The sequence below is a fragment of the Pseudomonas sp. Z1-12 genome (assembly GCF_051132015.1).
In the GTDB taxonomy this organism is placed as follows: domain Bacteria; phylum Pseudomonadota; class Gammaproteobacteria; order Pseudomonadales; family Pseudomonadaceae; genus Aquipseudomonas; species Aquipseudomonas zanjanensis.
Genome location: NZ_CP071647.1, coordinates 6119894 through 6145912, shown reverse-complemented (window position 1 = coordinate 6145912; position 26019 = coordinate 6119894). Strand labels below are relative to the sequence as shown.

Below are 26019 nucleotides of genomic sequence, written 5' to 3'. Positions count from 1 at the left end.
GTAAGAGGCGTGGCGTCGAGCCTTGGGCTCAACGCCGTTCCCTTGCAGTCTGTAGCTAGAAGCTTGCCGCTGCTTATTGCGATTTCCGGACCCGCAGGTACCACTCGGAAAGCAGTCGTACCTGTTTGTCGGTGTAGCCACGTTCGACCATGCGTGTGACGAAGTCGTTGTGTTTTTGCTGGTCCTCCTTGCTGGCCTTGGCGTTGAAGCTGATAACGGGCAGCAGGTCTTCGGTGTTGGAGAACATTTTCTTCTCGATGACCACCCGCAGCTTTTCATAGCTGAGCCAGGTTGGGTTCTTGCCGTTGTTGTTGGCCCGGGCGCGCAGCACGAAGTTGACGATTTCGTTGCGGAAGTCCTTCGGATTGCTGATGCCGGCGGGTTTCTCGATTTTTTCCAGTTCCTCGTTGAGGGCCACGCGGTTGAGTATCTCGCCGGTTTCCGGGTCGCGGTATTCCTGGTCCTGGATCCAGAAGTCTGCATACAGCACATAGCGGTCGAAGATGTTCTGGCCGTATTCGCTGTAGGACTCCAGGTACGCCGTCTGGATTTCCTTGCCAATGAACTCGATGTAGCGCGGCGCCAGGTACTCCTTCAAGAAGCGCAGGTAGCGTTCGCGGGTTTCGGCCTGGAATTGCTCTTGCTCGATCTGTTGTTCCAGCACATACAGCAGGTGAACCGGGTTGGCCGCGATCTCGTGGGGGTCGAAGTTGAAGACCTTGGACAGGATCTTGAACGCGAAGCGCGTGGACAGCCCGTTCATCCCTTCGTCCACACCCGCGTTGTCGCGGTACTCCTGGATCGACTTGGCCTTCGGATCGGTGTCCTTGAGGTTTTCACCGTCGTACACGCGCATCTTCGAATAGATGTTGGAGTTTTCCGGTTCCTTGAGGCGCGAAAGCACCGTGAACTGGGCCAGCATTTTCAGGGTGTCGGGGGCGCAATGAGCCTTGGACAGCGAACTGTTGAACAACAGCTTGTCGTAGATCTTCACCTCATCGCTCACTCGCAGGCAGTACGGCACCTTGACGATATAGATCCGGTCGATGAAGGCTTCGTTGTTCTTGTTGTTGCGGAAGGTATGCCATTCCGATTCGTTGGAGTGAGCCAGCAGGATGCCGGTGAACGGGATGGCCCCCAGGCCCTCGGTACTGTTGTAGTTGCCTTCCTGGGTGGCGGTCAGCAGCGGGTGGAGGACCTTGATGGGCGCCTTGAACATTTCAACGAATTCCATCAGGCCCTGGTTGGCCCGGCACAGCGCACCCGAATAGCTGTAGGCGTCGGCGTCGTTCTGTGGGAATTCTTCCAGTTTGCGGATATCGACCTTGCCCACCAGGGCTGAGATGTCCTGGTTGTTCTCGTCACCCGGCTCGGTCTTGGCGACCGCGATCTGGTTGAGGATCGAGGGGTAGAGCTTGACCACCCGGAACTGGCTGATATCACCGCCGAACTCGGCCAGGCGCTTGGTCGCCCATGGCGACATGATGGTGTTGAGGTATCGGCGCGGAATGCCGAAGTCTTCCTCGAGGATCGCGCCGTCCTCGGTGGCGTTGAACAGCCCCAGGGGCGATTCGAACACCGGCGAGCCCTTGATGGCATAGAAGGGCACTTTTTCGATCAGTTGCTTGAGTTTTTCGGCCAGGGACGATTTACCGCCACCCACGGGGCCGAGCAGATAAAGGATTTGCTTCTTCTCTTCCAGGCCTTGGGCGGCGTGGCGGAAATAGGACACGATCTGTTCGATGCATTCTTCCATCCCGTGGAAGTCCGCAAAGGCCGGATAGCGGCGAATCACCTTGTTGGAAAAGATGCGCGAGAGCCTCGAGTTGGTCGAGGTATCCAGCAGCTCCGGTTCTCCGATGGCCAGCAACAGACGCTCCGCAGCCGACACATAGGCACTGCGGTCCTGCTTGCAGAGTTCGAGGTATTCCTGCAGCGAGTATTCCTCTTGCCGCGTGGACTCGAAACGTTGCTGGAAGTGGCTAAAAATGCTCATGACGTCACCTCGCTCGATACGTGGAGCCGGTGTCGGATCAATCAGTCGATGCTGGACAGCCCCTGGGGACCCAGTTGCCGTTTACCCCCCAGAATGCTTTCAGAATGCAGGCTCCTGAAAGCTGACTCCCGATGACCCGCGCGCCGGTGTACCGGCTCTCCCCTGTTTTGGATGGCCTGAGGCTAAGGATAGTTCGGAATCGCGGAGGTAAAGGTGGAATACGTAATTAGTTGTGGCAGACCGTTCGTCTGCCATCGCTCAAGCCCACGGTTCACGCGGGGTTGGCCGGGATAAAAAATTATTCGTCGATGCCTTGGGCTGTTTCATCAGGATACTTCGTGCGCCACAGCTCAAAACCACCGTCCAGGCTGTAGACGTCGCTGAAGCCCTGGCTGACCAGATAGGCAGCTGCGCTCTGGCTGGAATTGCCGTGATAGCAGACCACGACGGTGGGCGCATCGAGGTCGGCGGCACGGATGAAATCGGCGAGGGAATGGTTATCCAGATGCTTGGAGCCACGGATATGCAAAGCGGCGAAAGTGGCCGGGTCGCGGACATCGACGACGACCGCGCCTTGCTCGCGCAGGGCTTGGGCCTGTTCAGGGGGGATGCGTTTGAATTCGGTCATGAGGGACTCCTGTAGCGTGGGCGCAACGTCGGTCAAACGGCGGTGCCGGCCGGCGATGGTGCTGTGACTGGGTGGTGGGTTCTGGCGTGGCCCTGTTCGTCGCAATCGCAGCGCAGTTGCTCGCCGGTGTCGATGTTCATCAGTGTCAGGGCGCTGCCCCACACGCAGCCGGTATCGAGGGCGAAGACGCCGGGTTCGTCGCATTGGCCTTCCAGCGCCGCCCAGTGCCCGAAAATGATCTTCAGGTGACGGGTCTTGCGCTCGCTGTGCTTGAACCACGGGGCGTAGCCGGGTGGTGCGGTCTCGATGCCTTCCTTGCCCTTGAGGTCTAGCTTGCCATCTCGGGTGCAGAAGCGCATCCGCGTGAAGTAATTGGTGATGACGCGAAGGCGGGCGCTGCCGGTGAGGTCGTTGTCCCACTTGACCGGCTCGTTGCCGTACATGCCATCCAGGTAGGGCGCGAACAAATTGTCATCGCGTAGTGCCTGTTCCACCTCGGCGGCGCACTTGAGCGCCTTGCGCAGGGACCACTGGGGCGGGATGCCGGCATGGACCATCGCCAGGTTGCGCTGCTCGTCGTAGTGCATGAGCTTTTGCTGGCGCAGCCACTCCAGCAATTCAACGCAATCGGGGGCGGCGAGGATTTCGCTCAAGGTATCGGATTTTTTCAGGCGCTCGATGTTCTGCCAGGTGGCCAGCAGGTGCAGGTCGTGGTTGCCGAGTACGCACACCACCGACTGGCGGATACCGTGGAGAAAGCGCAGCGTCTCAAGGGACTGCGGGCCCCGGTTGACCAGGTCACCCACCAGCCACAGCGTGTCTTTTTGCGGATCGAAGGCGACGCGCTCCAATAGACACTTGAGCGGGTCGAGGCAGCCCTGCAGGTCGCCGACCGCGTAGGTGGCCATTAGTGCAAGGCCCCGGGCACAGCCAGGCGAAAGGGCTTGATGACAGCATCGAAGCGTGTGCCGTCCTCGGCCAGCATCTGGTAGGTACCCTGCATGGTGCCGACCTTGGTGGTCATCACCGTCCCGCTGCTGTAGCTGTGGCTTTTACCGGCGTCGATCAGTGGTTGCTGGCCGACCACGCCTTCACCACGCACTTCTTCAACGTGACCGTCGCCGTCGGTGATGACCCAGTGCCGCGACAACAGCCTGGCCGGCAACGAACCGTTGTTGCTTACGGTAATACTGTAGGCGAAGGCGAAGCGGTCATGTTCGGGTTGCGACTGTTCTGCCAGGAAACGGGTGGTGACGCTGACGTCGACTTGGTAACGAGGATCAGACATGCAAATAAGGCCTTAAAAACGAAGCGGGACGCGGGCGCGACTCAGGAGATGAGTCTAGGCCAAGTATCGGGTAGTAGACCAGACTGGCGTACTGCCCGATAGCGCTCGACCTCTGTTCAGTTGGCGTCGGCTTGCGGGGCGGCCTGTTCGCTGAGCTTGTCGGCCAAGCGTACGAACGCCGCCAGGTCCAACTGCTCGGGGCGCAGGCTGCCATCAACGCCGGCGGCTTCGATTTCGGCGCTGCTGAGCAACAGTTTCAAGGTGTTGCGCAGGGTCTTGCGGCGCTGGTTGAACGCTTCGCGCACCACCCGCTCCAGCAGGCGATGATCCTTGGCCGGGTGCGGCAGGACGGCATGAGGCACCAGGCGAACGATGGCCGAGTCGACTTTCGGCGGCGGGTTGAATGCACCCGGGCCTACGTTGAACAGGTGTTCGACCCGGCAATGGTACTGGACCATGATCGACAGGCGCCCCCAGTCTCCACCACCAGGGCCGGCGGCTAGACGTTCGACCACTTCTTTTTGCAGCATGAAGTGCATATCGCGGATCAGGCCGGCATTGCTCAGCAGATGGAAGATCAGCGGCGTGGAAATGTTGTACGGCAGGTTGCCCACTACCCGCAGGCTGTTCGGCGCGGCGTTCAGGCTATTGAAGTCGAACTTCAGCGCGTCGCCCTGATGCAGGTTGAAATTGCTCTTGCCGGCGAACTGCTGGTTGAGGATCGGGACCAGGTCTTTATCCAGCTCCACCACGTCCAGTTGTGCGCCGCTGTCGAGCAGGCCCTCGGTCAGGGCGCCCTGGCCTGGCCCGATTTCCAGCAAACGGTCGTCGGGCTTGGCCCGGATGGAGCGCAGGATGCGATCGATCACGCCGGCGTCATGCAGGAAGTTCTGGCCGAAGCGCTTGCGCGCGCGGTGTTGGTATTGCTCGGTCATAAATGGGTCTCGGCCATCTGGTAGGCGGTTTCCAGCGCGACTTGCAGGCTGCCGGTATCGATCTTGCCGCTGCCGGCCAGGTCCAGGGCGGTGCCATGGTCCACGGAGGTGCGGATGATCGGCAGGCCCAACGTCACGTTGACTGCTGCGCCGAAGCCTTTGTACTTCAGCACGGGCAGGCCCTGGTCGTGGTACATCGCCAGCACCGCATCGCAGTGCTCCAGATATTTGGGGGTAAACAGAGTGTCGGCAGGCAGCGGGCCACGCAGGTCCATGCCCTCGCTGCGCAAGCGCTCCAACGTGGGTTCTATGATGTCGATTTCTTCTCGGCCCAGGTGTCCGCCTTCGCCGGCATGGGGGTTGAGTCCACAGACCAGGATGCGCGGTCGGGCGATGCCGAATTTTTCCTGGAGGTCGGCGTGCAGGATGCGCGTGACCCGTTCCAGGCGTTCCGGGGTGATGGCGTCGGCGATGTCCCGCAAGGGCAGGTGAGTGGTCACAAGGGCCACGCGCAGGCCACGAGTGGCGAGCATCATCACCACTTGCGCGGTGTGGGTCAGCTCCGCCAGGAATTCGGTGTGCCCGGAAAAGGCAATCCCGGATTCGTTGATCACGCCCTTGTGCACCGGTGCGGTGATCATGCCTGCGAACGCTCCATCCAGGCAGCCTTGGCCGGCGCGGGTCAGGGTTTGCAGGACGAAGGCGGCGTTGGCCTGGTCCAATTGCCCGGTGACGACCGGGGCGCCCAACGGCGTATCCCAGACGTACAGGCTGTTGGCGGGCGCTGGAATATCCGGCCAGGCCTGAGGCGTCACCGGCAACAGGTCGACGACCACCCCCAGTTGCGCGGCCCGCTCAAGGAGCAGGTCGCGACTGGTGATGGCAATCAGGGGATGCGGCTGGGGTTGCGAGGCGAGCAGCAGGCACAGGTCGGGACCGATGCCGGCTGGTTCGCCGGGTGTCAGCGCGAAACGCTTGGGTTTCACTGCGCTGCCTGGTCTGCACCAGGAAGTTTGATTTCAACGTAGGCTTCGTCGCGAATCTGACGCAGCCAGGTTTGCAGCTCTTCGTCGTATTTGCGGTTACGCAATACGGTCATCGCCTGCTGTTCGCGCGCCTGGGTGGTGCTGTCGGTGGCGCGACGGCCGAGGACTTCCAGTACGTGCCAGCCATAAGGGCTCTTGAACGGCTTGGACAGCTGGCCTTGCGGCGTATCAGCCATGACCTGGCGGAACTCGGGAACCAGGGCATTTGGGTCAACCCAGTTCAGGTCGCCGCCGTTGAGGGCCGAGCCCGGGTCTTCCGAGAAGCTCTTCGCCAATTCGGCGAAGTCTTCACCCGCTTCGATGCGGTCGTAGAGTTTCTCCGCCAGACGCTTGGTCTCGGCTTCGCTGCGAATCTCGCTTGGCTTGATCAGGATGTGGCGAACATGGACTTCGTCACGGACCTGGGTTCCGCCACCGCGTTTTTCCAGCACTTTCAGGATAATGAAGCCACCAGGGGTACGTGCTGGCTGGGTGATGTCGCCGACGGCCATAGCGCTCAGCTCGCGGTCGAACGGAGGTGGCAGTTGAGCGGGCTTGCGCCAGCCCATGTCGCCGCCTTCCAGGGCGTTGTCGCTGCCCGACTTGGCAATGGCCATCTGGCCGAAGTCGGCCCCCTGCTTGAGCTGCTGGTAGACATCCATTGCCTGGCGATAAGCACTTTGGATAGCTTCGGAGTTAGCGCTTTCCGGGGTAGGAATCAGGATGTTCGCCAGGTGCAATTCTTCGGAAAGCTGCATCTTGCCCAAGTCGGAGGCGAGGAAGTTTTTCACTTCCTGTTCCGACACCTGGATGCGTTCGGCGACACGGCGCTGGCGCACACGGCTGATGACCATTTCGCGGCGGATCTGATCGCGGGCGTCCTCGTAGGAGAGGCCGTCGCGAGCCAGGGCGGCGCGGAACTGGTCGATGCTCATGTTATTGCGCTGGGCAATGGTGCCGACGGCCTGGTTCAGTTCTTCATCGGTGATGCGGATGCCGGAACGCTCGCCGATCTGCAATTGCAGGTTTTCGACGATCAGGCGTTCGAGCACTTGCTGGTCCAGCACGCCCGGAGGCGGCAGGCCTCCGCCGCGCTTGGCGATGGTTTGCTGCACTTCATGGACGCGCTGGTCCAGTTGGCTCTGCATGACCACGTCGTTGTCGACGATGGCCACTACCTTGTCGATGGACTGTACCGCGGCGTTGGCTGCGGTACCCAGGAACAGCGCGCCCAACATCAGCGGGCGCAGACAATCAGAAAGCTTGGTCTTCACGTTCACGATAACCTTGGATGCCTTTGTCGAGGAAGCTCTCTACCTTGGCGCCGGTCAGGCCGCCGAGTCCCTTCAGAACAATTTGGAGGAAGATGCCGTGGTCGCCTTTTTCGTTTTCCGGGGCGGCTTGACTGAACTCTTCGTAGTCGACCCAGTAACGGTTGATCAGGCGCAGTTTCCAGCAGCAGTTGTCGTATTCGAAACCACCAAAGGCTTCCAGGGTACGGTTGCGGTTGTAGTCATACTGCCAGCGGCTGATGAGGTTCCACTGTGGCACGATCGGCCAGATGACCGAGAAGTCGTGCTGCTTGATCTTGTAGTAGTCCTTCACGTAGTCCGCATCGCCCGGGCGACCATAGTCGCCACCGCCCACTTGCCATTGGCCAGTTGCCTCGTCGTAGCGGACCTGGTCGTTGCGGTAGCGGTAACCGGCATTGATGACCTTGTTCGGGTTGTCTTCCGGCTGGTAATGGAACATCGCGCTACCCGAGCGAGGGCTGCGGGTATCCGGGTCCCAGTTGTAGGTCGCGGTGGTGCGCCAGTCGCGGTTCCAGTGGTATTCATATTCCAGTGCGTACGGGGAAACGTCCGACTTGGCGTCTTCTCGGGTGTCGAAGTCGATGCCTGGCAGTTGGACTTTGCGATCCTTGAAATAAAACGCCTGGCCGACGGCGATACGTTGGCGTTCAAAGCCGTTCTCTTCAATCCAGCGACTGGTCACGCCCAGGGACAGTTTGTTCTCGTCCCCGACACGGTCAGAGCCGGTGAAGCGATTGTCGCGAAACAACGAGGAATAGCTAAAGGTCGATTCGCTGGTATCGAAGATAGGAATGTCGCTCTGGTCCTTCTCGGGTACATAGAGATAGAACAGGCGTGGTTCCAGAGTCTGACGATAGTTGGTGCCAAACCATTGCGTGTTGCGGTCGAAGTACAGACCGCTGTCGATGCTGGCGATAGGGACACTGCGGTTTGGCGTGCTGTCGTAGCCGTTTCCAACGACGCTTTTACCCGTACCATCCAGATCCAAATCATATTGGGTGTATTGGTACTTGAGGGACGGCTTGAGATAACCATAGGACGCGGTCATCGGCAGGCTCATGACCGGCGCGAGGTTCATGCGATTGCCGTTAGCCCGTGCCAGGCCGCGAACGTTGGTATCCAGCCACGGCTCGACGTTGCCGTCCTCATCGGTATAGTTGCCAGTGCGCAAATCACGGTCAAACCGCACCAACTCTGTCTTGTATGCGAAATCCAGCCCGTACGGATGCTCCGGCAGGGCACCACTGAACGTGATCTGAGGCAGTCGGTTATACGGTGTGATCTTCGAAATCGTCGCCAGCTGGTAAGCCTGTGCATTCAAGCGGGCAACATAGTTGTCCCCCCGGTAGCTGACGATCCCTTGCTGATTGACGCGATCATTGGTCTCGATACCAATCTGATCGCTTTTAAGATCCTGGAAATAGTAAGGATCGCTGATCTTGGTGTAGTCGACTTCCGTCAGCACGCGCGAATCGAGACCGCCCTTGTGCTGCCAGTTGTACATGTAGCGGGTCTTGTCGTAGTCGCTCTGCCCGCTGCGCTCATCGTCTTCGTCGTTGAGGTACGCAGCACCGAACTGACCTTCGCTGGACTTGGTCAGATAGCGGAACTCGCCTTCCATCAACAGGCCGCGCTTGGCCATGTAGCGTGGGTACAACGTGGCGTCGTAGTTCGGCGCCAGGTTGAAGTAGTACGGGGTGACCAGCAGGAAGCCGGTGTCGCTGCCGCTGCCGATGGTCGGCGGCAGGAAGCCGGACTGGCGACGGTCGTCGATCGGGAAATAGATGTACGGCGTGTACAGGACCGGGAAGTCCTTGACCCGCAGCGTCACGTTGGTCGCGGTGCCGAAACCGGTGGCCGGGTTCAAGGTGATGTTGTTGCCCTTGAGTGTCCAGGCGTTGCTGCCCGGCTCGCACGTGGTGTACGTACCGTCCTTGAGGCGGATGATCGCGTTCTCGGCGCGCTTGGCGTATAGCGCGTTACCGCGGATGCGCGATTTGTGCATCACGTATTCGGCGTTGTCGACCTTGGCTTCGCCGGTGTCCAGCTGCACATCGGCGTGGTCGCCGACGATCAGCGCACCATTGTCGCGAACCCGCACGTTGCCGCTCAGCTCGCCACGGTTCTCGGCCTGGTACAGGCTGGCCTCGTCGGCCTCGACCTGCATGCTGCCCTGGCGCATGACCACGTCGCCGGCCAGGGTCGCCACCTGTTCTTCCTGCTGATAGCGCGACGCCTTGGCGCCGAGGAAGGTAGGGGCGTCGCTCTTGGCCGTCTTGTCATCCATGCCAGGACGCGTCGGCTCGATATAGGCACCCGCACAGTAAGGACCGGTTTCAGCCAGTTGCGCCGGGGTCAGGTTCTCGCGTGGAACCCAATCCAGGTGGCTGTAGTCTGCGCTGCGCGACTTCAGGCCACGGCCCTTGGCTTCGGTCACGAGCATCGGCTTTTCGCCGGCTTCCTCGCCCGAGCCGCTGTCGGCCGCAGCAGCGCCGCTGTCGGAAACCGCACTGCCATCATGCACGGGACGCGGCGGCAACGCGGCGGCCGGTGTCTTGGGTGCACAGTCCCAGGCACCCGAAGCGGAGACGGAGCAGTCATACTGCTGCGCCGCGACGACGAATGAAGAGGCCAGGGGTTGCAGGGCCAGCAGACTGCCGGTGACCAGCAACGGAAATTTTTTACGAAACGCGGGGGATTTCAATGCCATCTTATTAGTCCGGGCTTCCTGCGTGCCATCTGCCCGCGGTGTGGGCCGCACGCCTCTCGATGGTCTGAAAGTTGGGTAGGAACAGACCATTTCTGGCCTGCTCCCCCCTAAAAACCGTACGTGCGCCTTTCAGCGCATACGGCTCAAGTCTCTACTTAACCCCCGAAATCGGGAGCCGGTTTGTTCACTGTTAGCCCACGAGCATGAAGCTGCTGGTGGCAAATGGGATGCAATAGTACCCGGTTGCTTAGCGAGTCACCACCGCCTTGTGAGCGATAAATGATGTGGTGGTCGTGCCACCCCGTCTCGCTGGTTATCGGGTTCTTGCACAGTAAACACAGACCTTTTTGCGATTGAAACAGGTTTGATACTTGTTTGCGGTATTTCAGTTTCCCGAGCATCCGGGACATCCGCAGTTTCTCGCCCTTTCCTCCATCGAAGGATCGAACGGGTTGTACTCCCCGCTGATTTTTCTGTGCCTCTCGATCGGCGTAGCTTCAAGGGTGTATAGCCTGATCTCCTCTTTACCCCCAGTCTCTGTCAGTAACGTGGTGCAGAACACCCAGTTTCGACCCTCGATGAGTTGGAAATACTTCTTCCTGATCCAGTCGAGGCTTTTGTTCGGGTGTCGCCGTTTTGCCCAGCGCCATAGCGCTTGGAATATTTGAAAGTCCATGCGGCTGTACGCCTTCTTGGCGACTACTGGCTGGTGATAGAACGCCCAGCCTCGCAGCATCGGGTTCAGCAATCGAATCAGATCCTCTTGCGTCACCGCTTTGTTGGTGCTGATGACCTCCTTGGCCTTGCGATAGAACGCTTTCACGTTTTTCTTGCTCGGCTTGATCAGAAGCTTCCCGCCGTACTTGCGGAAATTCCAACCCAGAAAGTCAAAGCCTTCATCTATATGGACGACATGGGTTTTCTCAGAGGATAACTGCAACCCACGCACCGCGAGGAATTGCTCCACCCAAGGTTTGACTTCGCTATCAAGCACCTCTTTCGATTCGCCAGTGATCACAAAATCGTCCGCATATCGCACTACATTGATTTTCAGTTTCTTGGCCCGTGTCACGCCCAGATGTCGCTTGAGCTGTGTTTCCAGGCCATCCAGCACCATGTTTGCCAAGGTCGGCGAGATAATCCCGCCTTGAGGTGTACCGGCATCCGTTGCCTGAAGTTGGCCTTTATGGATCACGCCTGCTTTCAACCATTTGCGAAGAACCATTTTGTCCGTAGGGACGTGGTGGATCAGCCAGTCGTGGTTGATATGGTCAAAGCAGCCTTTGATGTCCGCTTCCAAAACCCATTTGGCCGATAGCCTCTTGGACAGGCAGACGAACAACTGCCCCATCGCATCCGCCGTCGAGCGTCCGATCCTGAAGCCGTAGCTATTGGGATCGCCCGTGGTTTCTGCGATGGGCGCCAGAGCAAGCAAATACAACGCCTGCATTGCCCTGTCAGTCATGGTCGGGATGCCCAAAGGGCGTTCCTTTCCATTCGACTTTGGGATAAACACTCGCCGTAGCGGCCGAGGTTTATACCCGTGGCGCTTCAATCCATCTGCCGCTTTCCATTTGGCATCCGGTGTATCCCAGAGCGCGCGGTCGACTCCCGCCGTGCGCTTGCCCTGGTTTTCAGTGACTCGCCGTACGGCCAAGTATCTGGCCGAGCGTGAGCGGGTCAGCATCCGCTGCAAGGCTTTCACCCTGCGCCAGTTGCCTTCCCGACAAGCCTTCGCAATCCGTATCTGCATTGCCCGAACGTTCCGCTGGACGCGACACCAGTCGATGTCGTGCCACTGCTGCGGAACGTCGGAAGGCGCAGACACGGCCATTTGGCTGTGTTCTATCATGCTGCCTTCCTCTCAGATGACCCTGAGCAAAAGACGTACGCATCCCCTGATGGGGAGGGGCGCTCCCGTCAGGGTTGGACTATTGGAAGGTCCGGTATTTCTGGACCTCGAAGTCATTGAAACAGGCTCAATCAGCATTCATGCGATGAAAGACCACGCAGAAGTCTGCCCGGTTTCCCGTAGGATAATGTTCCAATCCCTATCCGAACCATTACAGCCCGGCGTTCGCTTTCTCTGCGATCCCATACCCGCACAGCCAACAGTTCACCTTGCGGTTTACCTGCCCGAAGGCAGCCATACGGGCTTACCACGTTCCCTGACTGTCACACGACTGGTTTAGGACCTGCCTTTTCGCCGGAGGCTTGTGCAGCGACGTATTCCCACATCCCACAGGAATATCTGGCCTCGTACCTTTTGGTTCATGCCTGACAGCAGTTTGGGCATGGTTATCCTTACGGCGTTTATCAGCAGTTCACTTACGTTGCCCTTGCCAACCAGCCTAGCGCCTCAACCCGGTACTGCTCCGAGCATCCATGATTTGCCTCGCAGCAAGATCACGCCCTGACGGGGGGCTACATTGTCGGAAGAGCTTCATACCCCACCGTTACCAGTGACGCATGTCTTCCTAGGCTATCGTTGGTCGCACAACGAGTCCGCTACTGTTCGGTGACTGCAACAGTTGGACAATGACAGACAGAACTTTCGCTCATGTCTCCAGTTGAAATGGACAAGGACCGTAGGAAAACGGCTTGTCTGGGTGATGTTCCCCCTATTTGCAGAAGGAGGAACCCCTGCGGGGATTCTTCCCGTCAGAGTAAGGCCATGGGGCCGATGTGATGAAGTAAACACTCCCAGTCCGAAATCCGGACCATAACCACGCTTCCGAGTGCTAAGTGGTTTTGGGTTCGCTATTGCGCCGCAGCGACAACGAGTCTTTTTAAGCGAAGGACTCCTTGGGCGGTTTTGTTTCCCGGATTGGCTGCCGGGCTGTTGGTTCCTTTGCAAGAACCCTTCACGATGACTCCTCATCGCGAAGCTGGAGGCACGCTACGCGTGTCGCACAAGATGCTGGATAATAAAGCATGACCCGCTTGACGGCTAGCGCCGTCGGAGACCCTTGCAATGCCCGACCAAGATGTACGCTTGCAACACCTGAAACTTTGGCTCGATGAACAGCTGCCGATCCTTTTCACTCAACAGGGCTGGGGGGCCGTACCCCCGGCCACGTTGACCGCCGCCAGCAGTGACGCGAGTTTCCGGCGGTATTTCCGCTGGGAAGGCGAGGGCCGCACGTTGATCGTGATGGATGCGCCGCCGCCCCAGGAAAACTGCAAACCCTTCGTGGATATTGCTTTTTTACTGGCGAAATCCGGCATCAACGTGCCGAAAATTTATGCCGAAGACCTCGAGCGCGGCTTTCTTTTGCTCAACGACCTGGGCAACCAGACCTATCTGGACGTGATCGACGGTGAAAATGCCGACGATTTATTCGCAGATGCCCTGCAAGCCTTGTTGGCTTTCCAGCAACTGCCGATGGTCGCGCCGCTGCCGAGCTACGATGTCGCGTTGCTGCGTCGAGAGCTGGAACTGTTTCCCGAGTGGTACGTCAAGCGCGAGTTGGGCATCGAACTCGATTCGGCCCAGCAGCAACTCTGGCAGCAAGCCACCGAGCTGCTGATCGACAGCGCCCTGGCCCAGCCCAAAGTGCTGGTGCACCGCGACTACATGCCGCGCAACCTGATGCTCAGCGTGCCGAACCCCGGTGTGCTGGACTTTCAGGATGCGGTCTATGGCCCGGTGACCTATGACGTGACCTGTCTGTTCAAGGATGCCTTCCTCAGTTGGCCCGAGGCGCGGGTGCGCGGTTGGCTGGAGCGGTACTGGCAGCAGGCCGGCGCCCTGGGCATTCCCGTCCAGCCGGATCTCGAGGATTTCCTGCGGGCCAGCGATTTGATGGGCGTGCAGCGTCATCTCAAGGTCATCGGGATCTTCGCGCGCATTTGCCATCGTGACGGCAAGCCACGTTACCTCGGCGATGTGCCGCGTTTCTTTGCCTATATAGAAGCGGTCATTGCCCGTCGTCCTGAGCTGGCACCGCTCGATGAGCTGCTTGGCAGCCTGCGGCAATCGGCCGGAGAAACGGCATGAAAGCGATGATCCTGGCCGCGGGCAAGGGCGAGCGCATGCGTCCCTTGACCTTGACCACGCCAAAGCCGTTGATTCGTGTGGGTGGCGTGCCCTTGATCGAATACCACTTGCGGGCGCTCGCCAGGGCTGGGTTCACCGAGGTCGTGATCAATCACGCCTGGCTCGGCCAGCAGATCGAAGATCACTTGGGGGATGGCTCACGGTTTGGCGTGAGCATCCGTTTTTCTCCCGAGGGCGAGCCGCTGGAAACTGGCGGTGGAATCTTCCGGGCCTTGCCGCTGTTGGGCGATGACGCGTTTGTGGTGGTGAACGGCGATGTCTGGACCGATTACGATTTCAGCGCATTGCGCAAGCCGCTGGAAGGACTGGCGCACCTGGTGCTGGTCGATAATCCCGAGCATCACCCGGGCGGTGATTTCACCCTGGTCGACGGAAAGGTTCACGATGGGCAAACACCTGCCGACAACCTGACCTATAGCGGCATCGCCGTCCTGCATCCGCAATTGTTCAATGGTTGCTCGGACGGTGCCTTCAAGCTTGCACCGCTGTTGCGCACGGCCATGGCCGAGGGGCGCGTCAGTGGCGAGCACCTGAAAGGGCATTGGGTCGATGTCGGTACCCATGAACGTTTGGCGCAGGTCGAAACCTTGATAGAAGCGAGCGGTTGATATGTGGTGGCCAGGGACTCTGATTGGAGCCGGGGCGGGCTTTGCCATAGCCAGCATCCCGGGGGCCATGCTCGGCGCGTTGTTAGGGCAGGCGCTGGACCGGCGCCTGAACCTGCAGGGTTGGGCGCAAATACGTGAGCGTCTGGGCGGACGCCCGGCGTTACGCAACGACGAATTATTGTTTGTGTTGCTCGGACGCCTGGCCAAATGCGATGGGCGTGTGGTCGACGGCCATATCCAGCAGGCTCGCCAGGAGATGCGGGCGCTGGACTTGAGCGAATCGGCGCAACGCCGGGCCATCGCGGCGTTCAACCGGGGCAAGTCTGGCAACGATCGCTTGCGCGGCTATATGCGTCGCCTGGCCGCCCAGCCCCATGCGGCCGAAGGGGTGTTGCGCGCCTGTTGGCGGATGGTCTGGGCCGACGGACGCGCCGGTGTCGGCGAGCGAGAACTGGTGACCCAATGGGGCCGCTGGTTGGGCTGGACGCCGCAACAGGTCCAGGCGTTGGCGGCTGACTACGAGCCGCAGAAACTGTCGCGGCCCAACGCCGGGGTGACCTATCAGGAGGCCTTGCGCCTGTTGGGGGTTTCGGCGACCAGCGAACCGTCGCAGATCAAGCGCGCGTATCGGCGCCTGCTCAGTCGGCATCACCCGGACAAGATTGCCGGCAGCGGTGCGACACCCTTGCAGGTACGTGAAGCCACCGATAGAACCCGGGAATTGCATAACGCCTATCGACTGATTCGGGAGCGACGGGATTTTCGTTAGCGCCACGATCCCTGTGGCGAGGGAGCTTGCTCCCGCTCGGCTGCGCAGCAGTCGCAATCCGGTTCACGCGATCGTTCTTTGAAGAGCGGCGGCGCCTGGTTTCAGGACCGCTTCGCAGTCCAGCGGGAGCAAGCTCCCTCGCCACGGTGGATGGTGGGCGCACACGCTGGACTAGCCCTTACTCCCCCGCCTTCTGCGGATCCAACCAACCCCGCACCCGCCGAAACAGCTGTTCCTGCTCCGCCGACCGGTTCGGCAGGGCCTTGAGGGACACCTGGCTGAATGTGGAACCTTTCAAGCGTTTGCTCCCCTGCAAGCGCTCCAGTGCCGCGTTGCGATCCAGCGCCTTGTCCATGTAGAAAATGTCGGCGGTCGCCAGTTTCAAGGTCGGGGTCAGTTCGGCCAGGCCAGGCTTGGCGGTGACTGGCGTCTGGGCGGCCACCATCACGAAGCGTTCGACTTGCGAGGGCTGTTTTTCACTCAAGTAACGCGCGGCCCAATAGGCGCCGGTGCCATGGCCCAGCAACACGATGCGGCGTGCGCTTTGCTGTTCGGCGTAGGCCAGCGCCGCGTCGATGCGGGCGAAGATTCGCTCGGCGTCAGCGTTGGCGTGCTCTTCATCGGCTTGGGCAGCGACTGGGTCCACCGCATCGGCTTCGCCGCCGGCGACTTGTTCGATCGGTGCCGAAGTAGTCGCGTCCGGTGCCGCTGCAACGGCGTCGGCCGGTTTGGTCTCGGGCGGCGCTTCCACCACGCGCGGTGCAATGACGTCGCTTTGCAGGTCCGGCAGGGTGATACTCAGGCTGCTCCACTGCGCATCGGGCAGTTTTTTACGCAATGGGCCGACGACTTGAGGCCAGTCCGCCGTTTCGCCGGCACCGGGGATTATGATGACCGCACCCCTGGGGTCACTGGTATTGGCCGGTTTCCACAGCGCCAGGAAGGTGTCGCTGCCCGTCTGCAGCTGTTGTTGTTCCTGGGGCGGAACCTTTCGTTCAAGTGCCGCCGCTTCCTCCTGGCTACGCTCGAGCAAGGGTTGGCGCTCGACGGGTTTCTCCTCGGCGGGGGCCGTTTCGCTGGCCTGGACAGAAAAGGCACTTGGCAGGATCAGCGACAGGCACAATGCTGGCAATGCCAGGCGATAAACAAAGGGCATCGGATATTCCATGACCAGAAGTATTTCCGGCAGCCTAATGGGTTGGTCAGTATTTGTCAGTGCATGAGACTTCGATGATGCGTTTTTGCTGCCTGTGGGTTATCGGCTGTTTATGGCTTCCCTTGATGGCGTGGGCCGCGCCCGCGCCGTCGGCGCCTGGGGTGCAATTGAATGCAGGGCAGCGCCAATGGCTGGTGCAACATCCACAATGGCGGGTCGGCCTGGTCTTGCAGGCGCCTTATGCACAATACGACCGACGCTTGCAGCGGTTGTCCGGCACCAACGTCGAGTTGATGCAATGGCTGGGCAAGGCATTGAACGTCGAGCTGACCTGGCGCAATTTCCAGGACGTGGCCCAACTGGAAGCCGCGGTGCGCGCGGGTGAGGTGGACATCGCTCCCGGCCTGACCCAGTCTCCGGGCGGGCTCAAGCTCTGGCAGTTCTCCAACCCCTACATGCGTGTGCCGCAATTGATCGTCGGTGCGCAAAAGGGCACCGAGGGGGTGGAGTTGGAAAAACTCGACGCCCAGGCCCGCGTCGCCGTGCGCATGCCCAGCGCCACGGCTGATTACCTGCGCAGCAACTACCCGACGTTGAATCTGCAAGGCGTGCCGCTGGAGCGCGAGGCCCTGCAATTGCTGCTGACCCAGCAGGCCCGATACGCGGTGGTCGACGAGGCGCAACTTGGACGACTGATGGTCGAACCCGAGTTCGCCGAGCTGGCGGTGGTGGGCGACATTGGCCTGCCGCAGTTGCTGCGGGTCGCCACACGCCGGGATTGGCCGGAACTGGCCGAGATCATCGACAGCGGTTTGCAGGCGATCCCGGCCAAGGAGCTGGAGCAACTGCACAGCCGTTGGCTCAAGCCCAAATACCCGCGCCTGACCGAAACCCCGGGTTTCTGGCAGAACCTGACCCTGTTGATCCTGGCCTTGCTGCTCAGCAGTGTCGCCATCGTGTTCTGGCAGCGCCGCCAGCAACGCGGCCTGGAGCGCCGACTGCGTACCGCGCGGGAAGACATCGCCCAGCGTACGGCCAGCGAGGAGGCCTTGCGCCTGACGCAGTTCTCCATCGATCAAAGCACGGTGGGCATCCTCTGGGTCAATTGGGACAGCCACGTGCGTTATGCCAACCGAGCGGCCGAAACCATGCTCGGCTACGCCTCGGGCGCCATTATCGACCGGCCCCTGATTGACTTCGAACCGGGCTTGCACATGGATCGCTGGCTGAACCTGTGGAAGCGCGCCCGGGCCAGTGAAGACGGACCGCAGAGTTTCGAGACCGAATGCGTGCGAGCCGATGGCAGCATCCTGCCGGCCGACGTTTCCCTGAGCTTCCTGCGTTTTCGCGACGCCGAATATTTGGTGGTCTACCTCAACGACGTGACCGAACGCCGACGTGCGCTGGCGGCGCTGCGCGAAAGCGAGGCGCGGTTGCAAGGCATCGCCGCCAATGTTCCGGGCCTGGTCTTTCGCCTGGAACGGGCGCCGGTGACCGGCCAGATCGACTTCGCCTACATCAGCGAAGGCAGCGAAAGCCTGGTGGGCTATTCCCCTGCAACCCTGGCCCGCAGCGACACTGGGCTGCGCAGCCTGGTGCACCCGCAGGACAAGGCCGACTACCACCGTACCCAGGACCAGGCGCTGGATACCGACAGTGACTGGTCCTGGCAGGGCCGTATCCTGACCCGCGAAGGCCAGGAGCGTTGGGCCGAGATCAAGGCGATCACCCGTCGCCTCGAGGATGGCGCCTACGTCTGGGACGGCATCGTCTGGGACATCACGAACAGCAAGCGCATCGAGCTGGAGCTGGCCAGCTCCCGGGAGCAATTGCGCGAATTGTCGGCACACTTGGAGAGTGTGCGGGAAGAGGAAAAGGCCCGTATTGCCCGGGAAGTTCACGATGAGCTGGGCCAGATGCTGACGGTGTTGAAGCTTGAAACATCCATGTGTGAGTTGGCCTATGCGCAACTCGACCCGGGTCTGCAGGAGCGGCTCAACAGCATGAAGCGCCTGATTGCCCAGTTGTTCCAACTGGTGCGGGACGTGGCGACGGCGTTGCGCCCGCCCATCCTGGATGCGGGCATTGCCTCGGCCATCGAATGGCAGGCCCGGCGCTTCGAGGCGCGTACGCAGATTCCTTGTCTGGTGCAGGTGCCGGACAACTTGCCAACCCTGAGCGACGCCAAGGCCATCGGCCTGTTTCGGATTCTCCAGGAGGCGCTGACCAACGTGATGCGCCATGCCCAGGCGCATACCGTGGAGTTGACGCTGGTCCAGCAAGGTGCTGATTTATGTCTGACGGTCAGCGACGACGGTGTAGGATTCATTGCCGATACGAGCCGGCCCACATCCTTTGGTTTGGTCGGCATGCGCGAACGGGTGCTGATCATGGGGGGGCAATTGACCTTGGACAGCGAGCCGGGGGAGGGGACGACCCTGTCGGTGCGGGTGCCGTTGCAGGAGGCCTGATGGTCTTGGGTTGCCTGGGCTGGCCCTATCGCGAGCAAGCTCGCTCCCACAGGGTTGCGGGGTGGATTTCAACACCTGTGTTCATCACTGTTCCAGTGTGGGAGCGAGCCTGCTCGCGAAAGCGATGGGGCTGTTGGCAAGGATGTAGCGCGTAAAGTAACCATCGCGAACCCATTTGCGATGAGAGCCTGAACCTGGAGAAGAACGTGATCCGTGTACTGGTAGCCGAAGACCATACCATCGTCCGCGAAGGCATCAAGCAGTTGATCGGCCTGGCCAAGGATCTGGTGGTGGTAGGGGAGGCGAGCAATGGCGAACAATTGCTCGAGACCCTGCGTCACGTGCCCTGCGAAGTGGTGCTGCTGGACATTTCCATGCCGGGGGTCAACGGCCTGGAGGCGATCCCACGGATCCGGGCGCTGAACAATCCGCCGGCCATCCTGGTGCTGTCGATGCATGACGAAGCGCAAATGGCTGCTCGCGCGCTGAAAGTCGGCGCCGCCGGCTACGCGACCAAGGACAGCGACCCGGCCCTGCTGCTCATGGCGATTCGCAAGGTCGCGGCCGGTGGACGCTACATCGACCCGGACCTGGCCGACCGCATGGTCTTCGAAGTCGGCCTCACCGATACGCGGCCGCTGCACTCGCTGTTGTCCGAACGTGAATTCTCGGTCTTCGAGCGCCTGGCCCAAGGTGCCAACGTCAACGACATCGCCCAGCAACTGGCCCTGAGCAGCAAGACCATCAGCACCCACAAGGCGCGGCTGATGCAAAAGCTCAACATCACCTCGCTGGCCGAGCTGGTGAAATATGCGATGGAGCACAAGCTGCTCTAACCCTCCATACGTTCCCCTGTGGGAGCGAGCTTGCTCGCGATTGCGTCGGCCCATTCTGCATTGATGTTGGCTGATATACCGCCATCGCGAGCAAGCTCGCTCCCACAAGGAAATGCGCTGACATACCTATTTGCGACACGCCCCAATACCGCATTCGCCCCTGCTTGCAGCTCGCCGCTTCAAACCCACCACTGCATTTATCCAATCCCGCCATCCTTGTAGGGCAATCCCTACCCCGACTCTTCCATCCGGCTGAGGCGATTCTCTCCTGCGCCCCGATTTGCGCGGCCCCCAGGCTCCACTAGGCTTGATTCACAAGCAGTCATCAAAACAAAAGGTGCGGGTATGAGCCAGGTCGATTCAAGCGCGGGGGCCAGTGATGTGCTGGTCAGCTTTCGTGGTGTGCAAAAGAGCTACGACGGCGAGAACCTGATCGTCAAAGACCTCAACCTGGACATTCGCAAAGGCGAATTCCTGACCCTGCTCGGGCCCTCCGGCTCCGGCAAGACCACCAGCCTGATGATGCTCGCCGGGTTTGAAACCCCAACCGCCGGCGAGATCCTGCTGGCCGGGCGCTCGATCAATAATGTGCCGCCGCACAAGCGCGACATCGGCATGGTGTTTCAGAACTACGCTTTGTTCCCGCACATGACCGTCTCCGAAAACCTCGCCTTCCCACTGACTGTGCGTGGCTTGAACAAGAGCGACGTAAGCGATCGGGTCAAGCGCGTCCTGAGCATGGTCCAGCTGGACAGCTTCGCCCAACGCTACCCGGCGCAATTGTCCGGCGGCCAGCAGCAGCGGGTAGCCCTGGCCCGGGCGCTGGTGTTCGAGCCGCAACTGGTGCTGATGGACGAACCCCTCGGCGCGCTGGACAAGCAATTGCGCGAACACATGCAGATGGAAATCAAGCACCTGCACCAGCGCCTTGGCGTGACCGTGGTCTACGTGACCCACGACCAGGGCGAAGCCTTGACCATGTCCGACCGCGTGGCGGTGTTCCACCAGGGCGAGATCCAGCAGATCGCCCCGCCGCGCACCCTGTATGAAGAGCCGAAAAATACCTTCGTCGCCAACTTCATTGGCGAAAACAACCGTCTCAACGGTCGCCTGCACAGCCACACCGGCGATCGTTGCCTGGTGGAGTTGGCGCGCGGCGAGAAAGTCGAGGCCCTGGCGGTGAACGTCGGCCAGCCCGGCGAGCCGGTGACCCTGTCGATCCGTCCGGAGCGGGTGAGCCTCAACGGTGTCAGCGAACAATGTGTCAACCGCTTCTCAGGGAGGGTGGCGGAATTCATCTATCTGGGCGACCACGTCCGGGTTCGCCTGGAAGTCTGCGGCAAGAACGACTTCTTCGTGAAACAACCGATTGCCGAGCTCGATCCCGCGCTCGCCGTCGGGGACGTGGTTCCGCTTGGCTGGCAAGTCGAGCATGTGCGTGCGCTCGATCCCCTTTTAGAGGCGAATTGATCGCCCCCTGCTGTACCAACACCAACCCTGCACGTGGAGAGAACAATAAATGTTGAGATCCCTGAAGTTCACAGCCCTGACACTGGGCATGATGGGTGCGGCAAGCGCGATGGCGGCGGGCCCGGACCTGACCGTGGTGTCTTTCGGCGGGGCGAACAAGGCGGCTCAGGTCAAAGCCTTCTACGCACCGTGGGAAGCGGCCGGCAACGGCAAGATCGTGGCTGGCGAGTACAACGGCGAAATGGCCAAGGTCAAGGCCATGGTCGACACCAAGAGCGTTTCCTGGGACTTGGTGGAAGTCGAGTCTCCGGAATTGTCCCGTGGTTGTGACGAAGACATGTTCGAGCAACTCGACCCGGCCCTGTTCGGCAAGGCCGAGGATTACGTCAAGGGCGCTATCCAACCTTGCGGCGTAGGTTTCTTCGTGTGGTCGACCGTGCTGGCCTACAACGCCGACAAGCTCAAGACCGCACCGACCAGCTGGGCGGACTTCTGGGACACCAAGCAATTCCCAGGCAAGCGCGGCCTGCGCAAAGGCGCCAAGTACACCCTGGAATTCGCCTTGATGGCCGACGGTGTTGCACCGAAGGACGTCTACAAGGTGCTGGCCGGCAAAGATGGCCAGGACCGTGCGTTCAAGAAACTCGATGAGCTCAAGCCGAACATCCAGTGGTGGGAAGCCGGCGCCCAGCCGCCGCAGTACCTGGCATCGGGTGACGTGGTCATGAGTTCGGCCTACAACGGCCGGATCGCCGCGGTACAAAAAGAAAGCAACCTGAAAGTGGTGTGGAACGGCGGCATCTACGACTTCGACGCTTGGGCCATCCCTCGCGGCCTGGACAAGACCCGCGCCGAAGCGGCGAAGAAATTCATCGCCTTCTCGGTGGCACCGCAGCAGCAGAAGACCTACTCGGAAAACATCGCCTACGGCCCGGCCAATACCCAGGCAGTGCCGTTGCTGGCCAAGGATGTCCTGAAAGACATGCCGACCACCCCGGAAAACATCGCCAACCAGGTGCAGATCGACGTCAGCTTCTGGGCTGACAACGGCGAGCAACTGGAGCAGCGCTTCAACTCCTGGGCTGCGAAGTAACCCGACGTTCTGAAACCGGACGAGATCCATGTGGGAGCGAGCTTGCTCGCGATAGCGGTCTGTCAGGCACATCAATCTTGAATGTGCCGCAGCCATCGCGAGCAAGCTCGCTCCCACAGGTTTTTTCATCGACCCGGGTGTTTCAAAAGAACAGAGGCGGCTCGCCGCCCCTGTAACGATAAAAAGATTTGCGGAGTTCGCCATGGCCATCGCCGTTCCACTGAACGCGGGCACCAGCCCCACCCTCAAGCAGCGGCTCAAGCATGCCGAGCGGGTCAACCGCTGGAAGGCCCAGGCCTTGATCGCGCCGCTGGTGCTGTTTCTGTTGCTGGTGTTTCTGGTGCCAATCGTGGCGCTGCTGTTCAAAAGCGTCAGCAACCCGGAAGTGGTGGGCGCCATGCCGCGCACTGTCGCCGCTGTCGCGGCCTGGGACGGACGCGGTCTGCCGGGCGAGCCGGTGTACAAGGCTGCCACTGAAGACCTGGCCGAAGCCCGCAAGAATCAGACCCTGGGGGATTTGTCCAAGCGCCTGAACATGGAATTGGCCGGCTATCGCAGCCTGCTGACAAAGACCGCCCGGGCGTTGCCGTTTGCCACCGAGCCGGCTTCCCATAAAGAAGCCCTGGAAAACCTCGATGAGCGTTGGGGCGACCCGGCGTACTGGCAGGTGATCCGCCGCAACACCAGTAACGTTACCCCGTATTACCTGCTGGCAGCCGTCGATCACCGCATCGATGACCTCGGCGAACTGGCCCCGGCCACTCCTGACCAGTCGATCTATCTCGACATCTTCGCCCGCACCTTCTGGATGGGCCTGGTGATTACCGCGATCTGCCTGGTACTGGCCTATCCGTTGGCCTACCTGCTGGCGAACCTGCCATCGCGCCAGAGCAACCTGTTGATGATCCTGGTGCTGCTGCCGTTCTGGACGTCGATCCTGGTGCGGGTTGCGGCGTGGATCGTGCTGCTGCAATCGGGCGGCTTGATCAACAGCGCGCTGATGGCCATGGGGGTCATCGATAAACCCCTGGAACTGGTGTTCAACCGCGTCGGTGTGTACATCTCCATGGTTCACATCCTATTACCGTTCATGATCCTGCCGATCTACAGCGTGATGAAAGGCATCTCGCCTACTTACATGCGGGCGGCGATTTCCCTGGGCTGCCACCCGTTCGCCAGTTTCTGGCGGGTGTACTTCCCGCAGACCTACGCCGGTGTCGGCGCCGGTTGCCTGTTGGTGTTCATCCTTGCCATTGGCTACTACATCACGCCGGCGCTGCTGGGCAGCCCGAACGACCAGATGGTCAGCTACTTCGTCGCGTTCTACACCAACACCAGCATCAACTGGGGCATGGCCACGGCGCTCGGCGGGCTGCTGTTGCTGGCGACCATCGTGCTTTATCTGATTTACAACTGGCTGGTGGGCGCCAGTCGCCTGCGCCTGAGCTAAGGGGAGATCGAAAATGGTGAGTCCTTACATGTCCCCCATTGAGCGGGTGTGGTTCTACAGCCTGCGCATACTCTGCGGGTTGATCCTGTTGTTCCTGATCCTGCCGGTGCTGGTGATCATTCCGCTGTCGTTCAACTCCGGCAGTTTCCTGGTGTACCCGCTGCAAGGTTTTTCGCTGCAGTGGTACCACGATTTCTTCGCCTCGGCCGAATGGATGCGGGCGCTGAAAAACAGCATCATCGTGGCCCCGGCGGCGACCTTGCTGGCGATGATCTTCGGCACGCTCGCGGCCATCGGCCTGACCCGCGGCGACTTCCCCGGCAAGGCGCTGGTGATGGCCTTGGTGATCTCGCCCATGGTGGTGCCGGTGGTGATCATCGGCGTGGCCAGTTATCTGTTCTTCGCACCGCTGGGGATGGGCAACAGTTTCTTCTCGCTGATCGTGGTCCATGCGGTGCTGGGTGTGCCGTTCGTCATCATCACGGTGTCGGCGACCTTACAGGGGTTCAACCACAACCTGGTCCGCGCCGCCGCCAGCCTTGGAGCATCGCCACTGACGGCGTTTCGTCGGGTGACCCTGCCGTTGATCGCCCCCGGCGTGATCTCTGGCGCACTGTTCGCCTTCGCAACATCGTTCGATGAAGTGGTGGTGACGCTGTTCCTGGCTGGCCCTGAGCAGGCAACCCTGCCACGGCAGATGTTCAGTGGTATCCGCGAAAACCTCAGCCCTACCATCGCCGCCGCGGCGACGTTGCTGATTGCGTTCTCGGTGGTCCTGTTGCTGACCCTGGAATGGTTGCGCGGGCGTAGCGAGAAGCTGCGCACTGCCCAAGTCTGACGGCCCGCTGCAAAACCATTGTGGGAGCGAGCTTGCTCGCGATAGCGCCGGAACATCTGGCATCAGTTTGACTGATATACCGCTATCGCGAGCAAGCTCGCTCCCACAGGGCCCTAAGGCGCATTCACGCGCTGAATGGCAGACAACCCTCAATACCGAGCTATCCTTGTGCCAGCCCACACTCGAATAAGAGGCCGCGCACATGAGTCTTTCCTCATTCAAGATCGCCCATAAACTGATCACCGGTGCCGCTGCCATCGAGCAACTGGCCGCCGAGCTGACGCGACTGGACGTCGACAATCCGCTGATCGTGACCGACGCGGCGCTGGTCAAGTCCGGCACCGTGGACTTGGCCCTGCAGCACCTGGGCGGGCGCGACTACGAGATTTTCGACCGGGTCATGCCGGATCCGGAAATCGCCATCGTCGAAGACTGCATGCAAGCCTACCGCGACGGCGGCCACGATGGCCTGATCGGCCTGGGCGGCGGCAGTGCCATCGACATCGCCAAATGCGTGGGCGTCTATGCCGGTTATCACGGCGAATTGCAGGACATGTTCGGCGTCGATCAGGTGCCGCGCAAAGGCCCGCCCATGATTGCCATCCCCACCACGGCCGGCACCGGTTCGGAAGTCACCAACGTGGCGATCCTCTCCGACAAGGCCGCGCAGCTGAAAAAAGGCATCGTCAGTGATTTTCTGTTGCCGGACGTGGCGCTGGTCAGCCCGCAAATGACCCTCACCTGCCCGCGCAGCGTCACGGCCGCCAGTGGCGTCGATGCGCTGGTGCACGCCATCGAGGCCTACCTGTCGCTCAATGCTTCGCCGATTACCGATGCCCTGGCCATCGGCGCAATCAAACTGATCACCCGCGCGCTGCCCAAGGCCTATGCCAATCCTAACCATCTGCAAGCCCGTGAAGACATGGCCACGGCCAGCCTGATGGCCGGCATGGCCTTCGGTAATGCCGGGGTCGGGGCGGTGCATGCGCTGGCCTATCCGTTGGGCGGGCGCTTTCATGTGTCCCATGGTGTCGCCAACGCCTTGTTGCTGCCGTATGTGATGGCTTGGAACAAGATGGCCTGCGTCGAGCGCATGCGTGATATCGGCGAGGCCATGGGCATCCGGACCGCTCATTTGAGTGATCTTGAAGCGGCCGACGAAGCCGTGGAAGCCATGGTTGCGCTGTGCGCCGCCGTGCAGATTCCCCAGGGCCTGAGCAGCCTGGGGGTGACCGAGGACGTGATCCCGTCCATGGCGGTGGAGGCGGCGGGGATCGAGCGCCTGATGCGCAACAATCCGCGTCAACTGAGCGCCGCCGATATCGAGAAGATCTACCGCGCGGCGTATTGATCGACTGTCACGGTGGGCGCGC

At 60.8% G+C, this 26019-nt stretch carries 19 protein-coding genes and 1 pseudogene; 10 read left to right on the top strand and 10 right to left on the bottom strand.

Going from position 1 to position 26019, the window contains the following annotated elements; all coding sequences use genetic code 11:
• Window positions 1–73: 73 nt before the first annotated feature.
• The 9 genes and pseudogenes from J3P85_RS26930 to ltrA form a co-directional block, all read right to left on the bottom strand.
• Window positions 74–1996, bottom strand: a complete 1923-nt coding sequence (locus J3P85_RS26930) for a PrkA family serine protein kinase (protein WP_003177689.1) — start codon at window positions 1994–1996, stop codon at window positions 74–76.
• A 298-nt stretch (window positions 1997–2294) separates the two neighbouring features.
• Window positions 2295–2624, bottom strand: coding sequence for a thiosulfate sulfurtransferase GlpE (glpE, locus tag J3P85_RS26925; protein WP_434704108.1), 330 nt, complete (start codon window positions 2622–2624; stop codon window positions 2295–2297).
• Between the two features lie 32 nt (window positions 2625–2656).
• Window positions 2657–3532, bottom strand: coding sequence for a symmetrical bis(5'-nucleosyl)-tetraphosphatase (locus J3P85_RS26920; RefSeq protein WP_434704107.1), 876 nt, complete (start codon window positions 3530–3532; stop codon window positions 2657–2659).
• Window positions 3532–3912 (bottom strand): Co2+/Mg2+ efflux protein ApaG, encoded by a 381-nt coding sequence (gene apaG / locus J3P85_RS26915; protein ID WP_186706965.1) that lies wholly within the window; start codon window positions 3910–3912, stop codon window positions 3532–3534. Before apaG ends, J3P85_RS26920 begins: the two co-directional genes overlap by 1 nt.
• A gap of 116 nt (window positions 3913–4028) precedes the next feature.
• Window positions 4029–4847, bottom strand: a complete 819-nt coding sequence (rsmA, locus tag J3P85_RS26910) for a 16S rRNA (adenine(1518)-N(6)/adenine(1519)-N(6))-dimethyltransferase RsmA (RefSeq protein WP_186706966.1) — start codon at window positions 4845–4847, stop codon at window positions 4029–4031.
• Window positions 4844–5833 (bottom strand): 4-hydroxythreonine-4-phosphate dehydrogenase PdxA, encoded by a 990-nt coding sequence (gene pdxA, locus J3P85_RS26905; protein WP_186729596.1) that lies wholly within the window; start codon window positions 5831–5833, stop codon window positions 4844–4846. Before pdxA ends, rsmA begins: the two co-directional genes overlap by 4 nt.
• A complete protein-coding gene (surA, locus tag J3P85_RS26900) occupies window positions 5830–7146 on the bottom strand; it encodes a peptidylprolyl isomerase SurA (RefSeq protein WP_139197732.1) in 1317 nt (438 codons plus the stop codon). The genes pdxA and surA overlap by 4 nt, the downstream gene beginning before the upstream one ends.
• Window positions 7127–9895, bottom strand: a complete 2769-nt coding sequence (locus J3P85_RS26895) for an LPS-assembly protein LptD (RefSeq protein ID WP_434704106.1) — start codon at window positions 9893–9895, stop codon at window positions 7127–7129. The genes surA and J3P85_RS26895 overlap by 20 nt, the downstream gene beginning before the upstream one ends.
• A 155-nt stretch (window positions 9896–10050) precedes the next feature.
• Window positions 10051–11747: pseudogene (gene ltrA / locus J3P85_RS26890) on the bottom strand (group II intron reverse transcriptase/maturase).
• A gap of 1122 nt (window positions 11748–12869) precedes the next feature.
• Between ltrA and J3P85_RS26885 the strand changes: the two are divergent.
• From J3P85_RS26885 to J3P85_RS26875, 3 genes are read left to right on the top strand one after another with little or no spacing between them, the layout of a single operon-like run.
• Window positions 12870–13895 (top strand): aminoglycoside phosphotransferase family protein, encoded by a 1026-nt coding sequence (locus tag J3P85_RS26885; RefSeq protein WP_186706969.1) that lies wholly within the window; start codon window positions 12870–12872, stop codon window positions 13893–13895.
• On the top strand, window positions 13892–14563 hold the full coding sequence (gene murU, locus J3P85_RS26880) for an N-acetylmuramate alpha-1-phosphate uridylyltransferase MurU (protein ID WP_434704105.1): 672 nt from the start codon (window positions 13892–13894) through the stop codon (window positions 14561–14563). The genes J3P85_RS26885 and murU overlap by 4 nt, the downstream gene beginning before the upstream one ends.
• A 1-nt stretch (window position 14564) precedes the next feature.
• Complete coding sequence (locus J3P85_RS26875; RefSeq protein WP_186706971.1) at window positions 14565–15332, top strand: TerB family tellurite resistance protein; 768 nt, start codon at window positions 14565–14567, stop codon at window positions 15330–15332.
• A gap of 178 nt (window positions 15333–15510) precedes the next feature.
• On the opposite strand, the gene J3P85_RS26870 is transcribed toward J3P85_RS26875, so the two are convergent.
• Entirely contained in the window at window positions 15511–16488 is a 978-nt protein-coding gene (locus J3P85_RS26870) for an alpha/beta hydrolase family protein (RefSeq protein ID WP_434704104.1), read from the bottom strand.
• A 74-nt stretch (window positions 16489–16562) separates the two neighbouring features.
• On the opposite strand from J3P85_RS26870, the gene J3P85_RS26865 reads away from it, so the two are divergent.
• The 7 genes from J3P85_RS26865 to J3P85_RS26835 all read left to right on the top strand — a co-directional run bounded on the left by J3P85_RS26865 (window position 16563) and on the right by J3P85_RS26835 (window position 25997).
• Window positions 16563–18959, top strand: a complete 2397-nt coding sequence (locus tag J3P85_RS26865) for a PAS domain-containing sensor histidine kinase (RefSeq protein WP_434704103.1) — start codon at window positions 16563–16565, stop codon at window positions 18957–18959.
• A 206-nt stretch (window positions 18960–19165) separates the two neighbouring features.
• Complete coding sequence (locus J3P85_RS26860) at window positions 19166–19795, top strand: response regulator (RefSeq protein WP_003206156.1); 630 nt, start codon at window positions 19166–19168, stop codon at window positions 19793–19795.
• A 345-nt stretch (window positions 19796–20140) separates the two neighbouring features.
• Window positions 20141–21265, top strand: a complete 1125-nt coding sequence (locus J3P85_RS26855; RefSeq protein WP_053125916.1) for an ABC transporter ATP-binding protein — start codon at window positions 20141–20143, stop codon at window positions 21263–21265.
• A gap of 49 nt (window positions 21266–21314) precedes the next feature.
• A complete protein-coding gene (locus tag J3P85_RS26850; RefSeq protein WP_003206153.1) occupies window positions 21315–22358 on the top strand; it encodes an ABC transporter substrate-binding protein in 1044 nt (347 codons plus the stop codon).
• A 202-nt stretch (window positions 22359–22560) separates the two neighbouring features.
• Entirely contained in the window at window positions 22561–23808 is a 1248-nt protein-coding gene (locus tag J3P85_RS26845) for an ABC transporter permease (protein WP_434704102.1), read from the top strand.
• A 13-nt stretch (window positions 23809–23821) separates the two neighbouring features.
• Window positions 23822–24646, top strand: a complete 825-nt coding sequence (locus tag J3P85_RS26840; protein ID WP_186706975.1) for an ABC transporter permease — start codon at window positions 23822–23824, stop codon at window positions 24644–24646.
• Between the two features lie 202 nt (window positions 24647–24848).
• The gene (locus J3P85_RS26835; protein ID WP_186706976.1) at window positions 24849–25997 is read left to right on the top strand and encodes an iron-containing alcohol dehydrogenase; all 1149 of its coding nucleotides are present in this window, start codon (window positions 24849–24851) and stop codon (window positions 25995–25997) included.
• Window positions 25998–26019: the final 22 nt, after the last annotated feature.

Excerpts from the sequence above, each read along its gene's own strand:
- J3P85_RS26835 (WP_186706976.1), top strand. The coding sequence starts at position 24,849 with ATGAGTCTTTCCTCATTCAAGATCGCCCATAAACTGATCACCGGTGCC.
- J3P85_RS26870 (WP_434704104.1), bottom strand. The coding sequence starts at position 16,488 with ATGCCCTTTGTTTATCGCCTGGCATTGCCAGCATTGTGCCTGTCGCTG.
- murU (WP_434704105.1), top strand. The coding sequence starts at position 13,892 with ATGAAAGCGATGATCCTGGCCGCGGGCAAGGGCGAGCGCATGCGTCCC.
- apaG (WP_186706965.1), bottom strand. The coding sequence starts at position 3,912 with ATGTCTGATCCTCGTTACCAAGTCGACGTCAGCGTCACCACCCGTTTC.
- J3P85_RS26930 (WP_003177689.1), bottom strand. The coding sequence starts at position 1,996 with ATGAGCATTTTTAGCCACTTCCAGCAACGTTTCGAGTCCACGCGGCAA.
- J3P85_RS26920 (WP_434704107.1), bottom strand. The coding sequence starts at position 3,532 with ATGGCCACCTACGCGGTCGGCGACCTGCAGGGCTGCCTCGACCCGCTC.
- glpE (WP_434704108.1), bottom strand. The coding sequence starts at position 2,624 with ATGACCGAATTCAAACGCATCCCCCCTGAACAGGCCCAAGCCCTGCGC.
- J3P85_RS26885 (WP_186706969.1), top strand. The coding sequence starts at position 12,870 with ATGCCCGACCAAGATGTACGCTTGCAACACCTGAAACTTTGGCTCGAT.
- J3P85_RS26845 (WP_434704102.1), top strand. The coding sequence starts at position 22,561 with ATGGCCATCGCCGTTCCACTGAACGCGGGCACCAGCCCCACCCTCAAG.
- rsmA (WP_186706966.1), bottom strand. The coding sequence starts at position 4,847 with ATGACCGAGCAATACCAACACCGCGCGCGCAAGCGCTTCGGCCAGAAC.
- J3P85_RS26875 (WP_186706971.1), top strand. The coding sequence starts at position 14,565 with ATGTGGTGGCCAGGGACTCTGATTGGAGCCGGGGCGGGCTTTGCCATA.
- J3P85_RS26850 (WP_003206153.1), top strand. The coding sequence starts at position 21,315 with ATGTTGAGATCCCTGAAGTTCACAGCCCTGACACTGGGCATGATGGGT.
- J3P85_RS26865 (WP_434704103.1), top strand. The coding sequence starts at position 16,563 with ATGATGCGTTTTTGCTGCCTGTGGGTTATCGGCTGTTTATGGCTTCCC.
- J3P85_RS26840 (WP_186706975.1), top strand. The coding sequence starts at position 23,822 with ATGGTGAGTCCTTACATGTCCCCCATTGAGCGGGTGTGGTTCTACAGC.
- J3P85_RS26895 (WP_434704106.1), bottom strand. The coding sequence starts at position 9,895 with ATGGCATTGAAATCCCCCGCGTTTCGTAAAAAATTTCCGTTGCTGGTC.
- J3P85_RS26855 (WP_053125916.1), top strand. The coding sequence starts at position 20,141 with ATGAGCCAGGTCGATTCAAGCGCGGGGGCCAGTGATGTGCTGGTCAGC.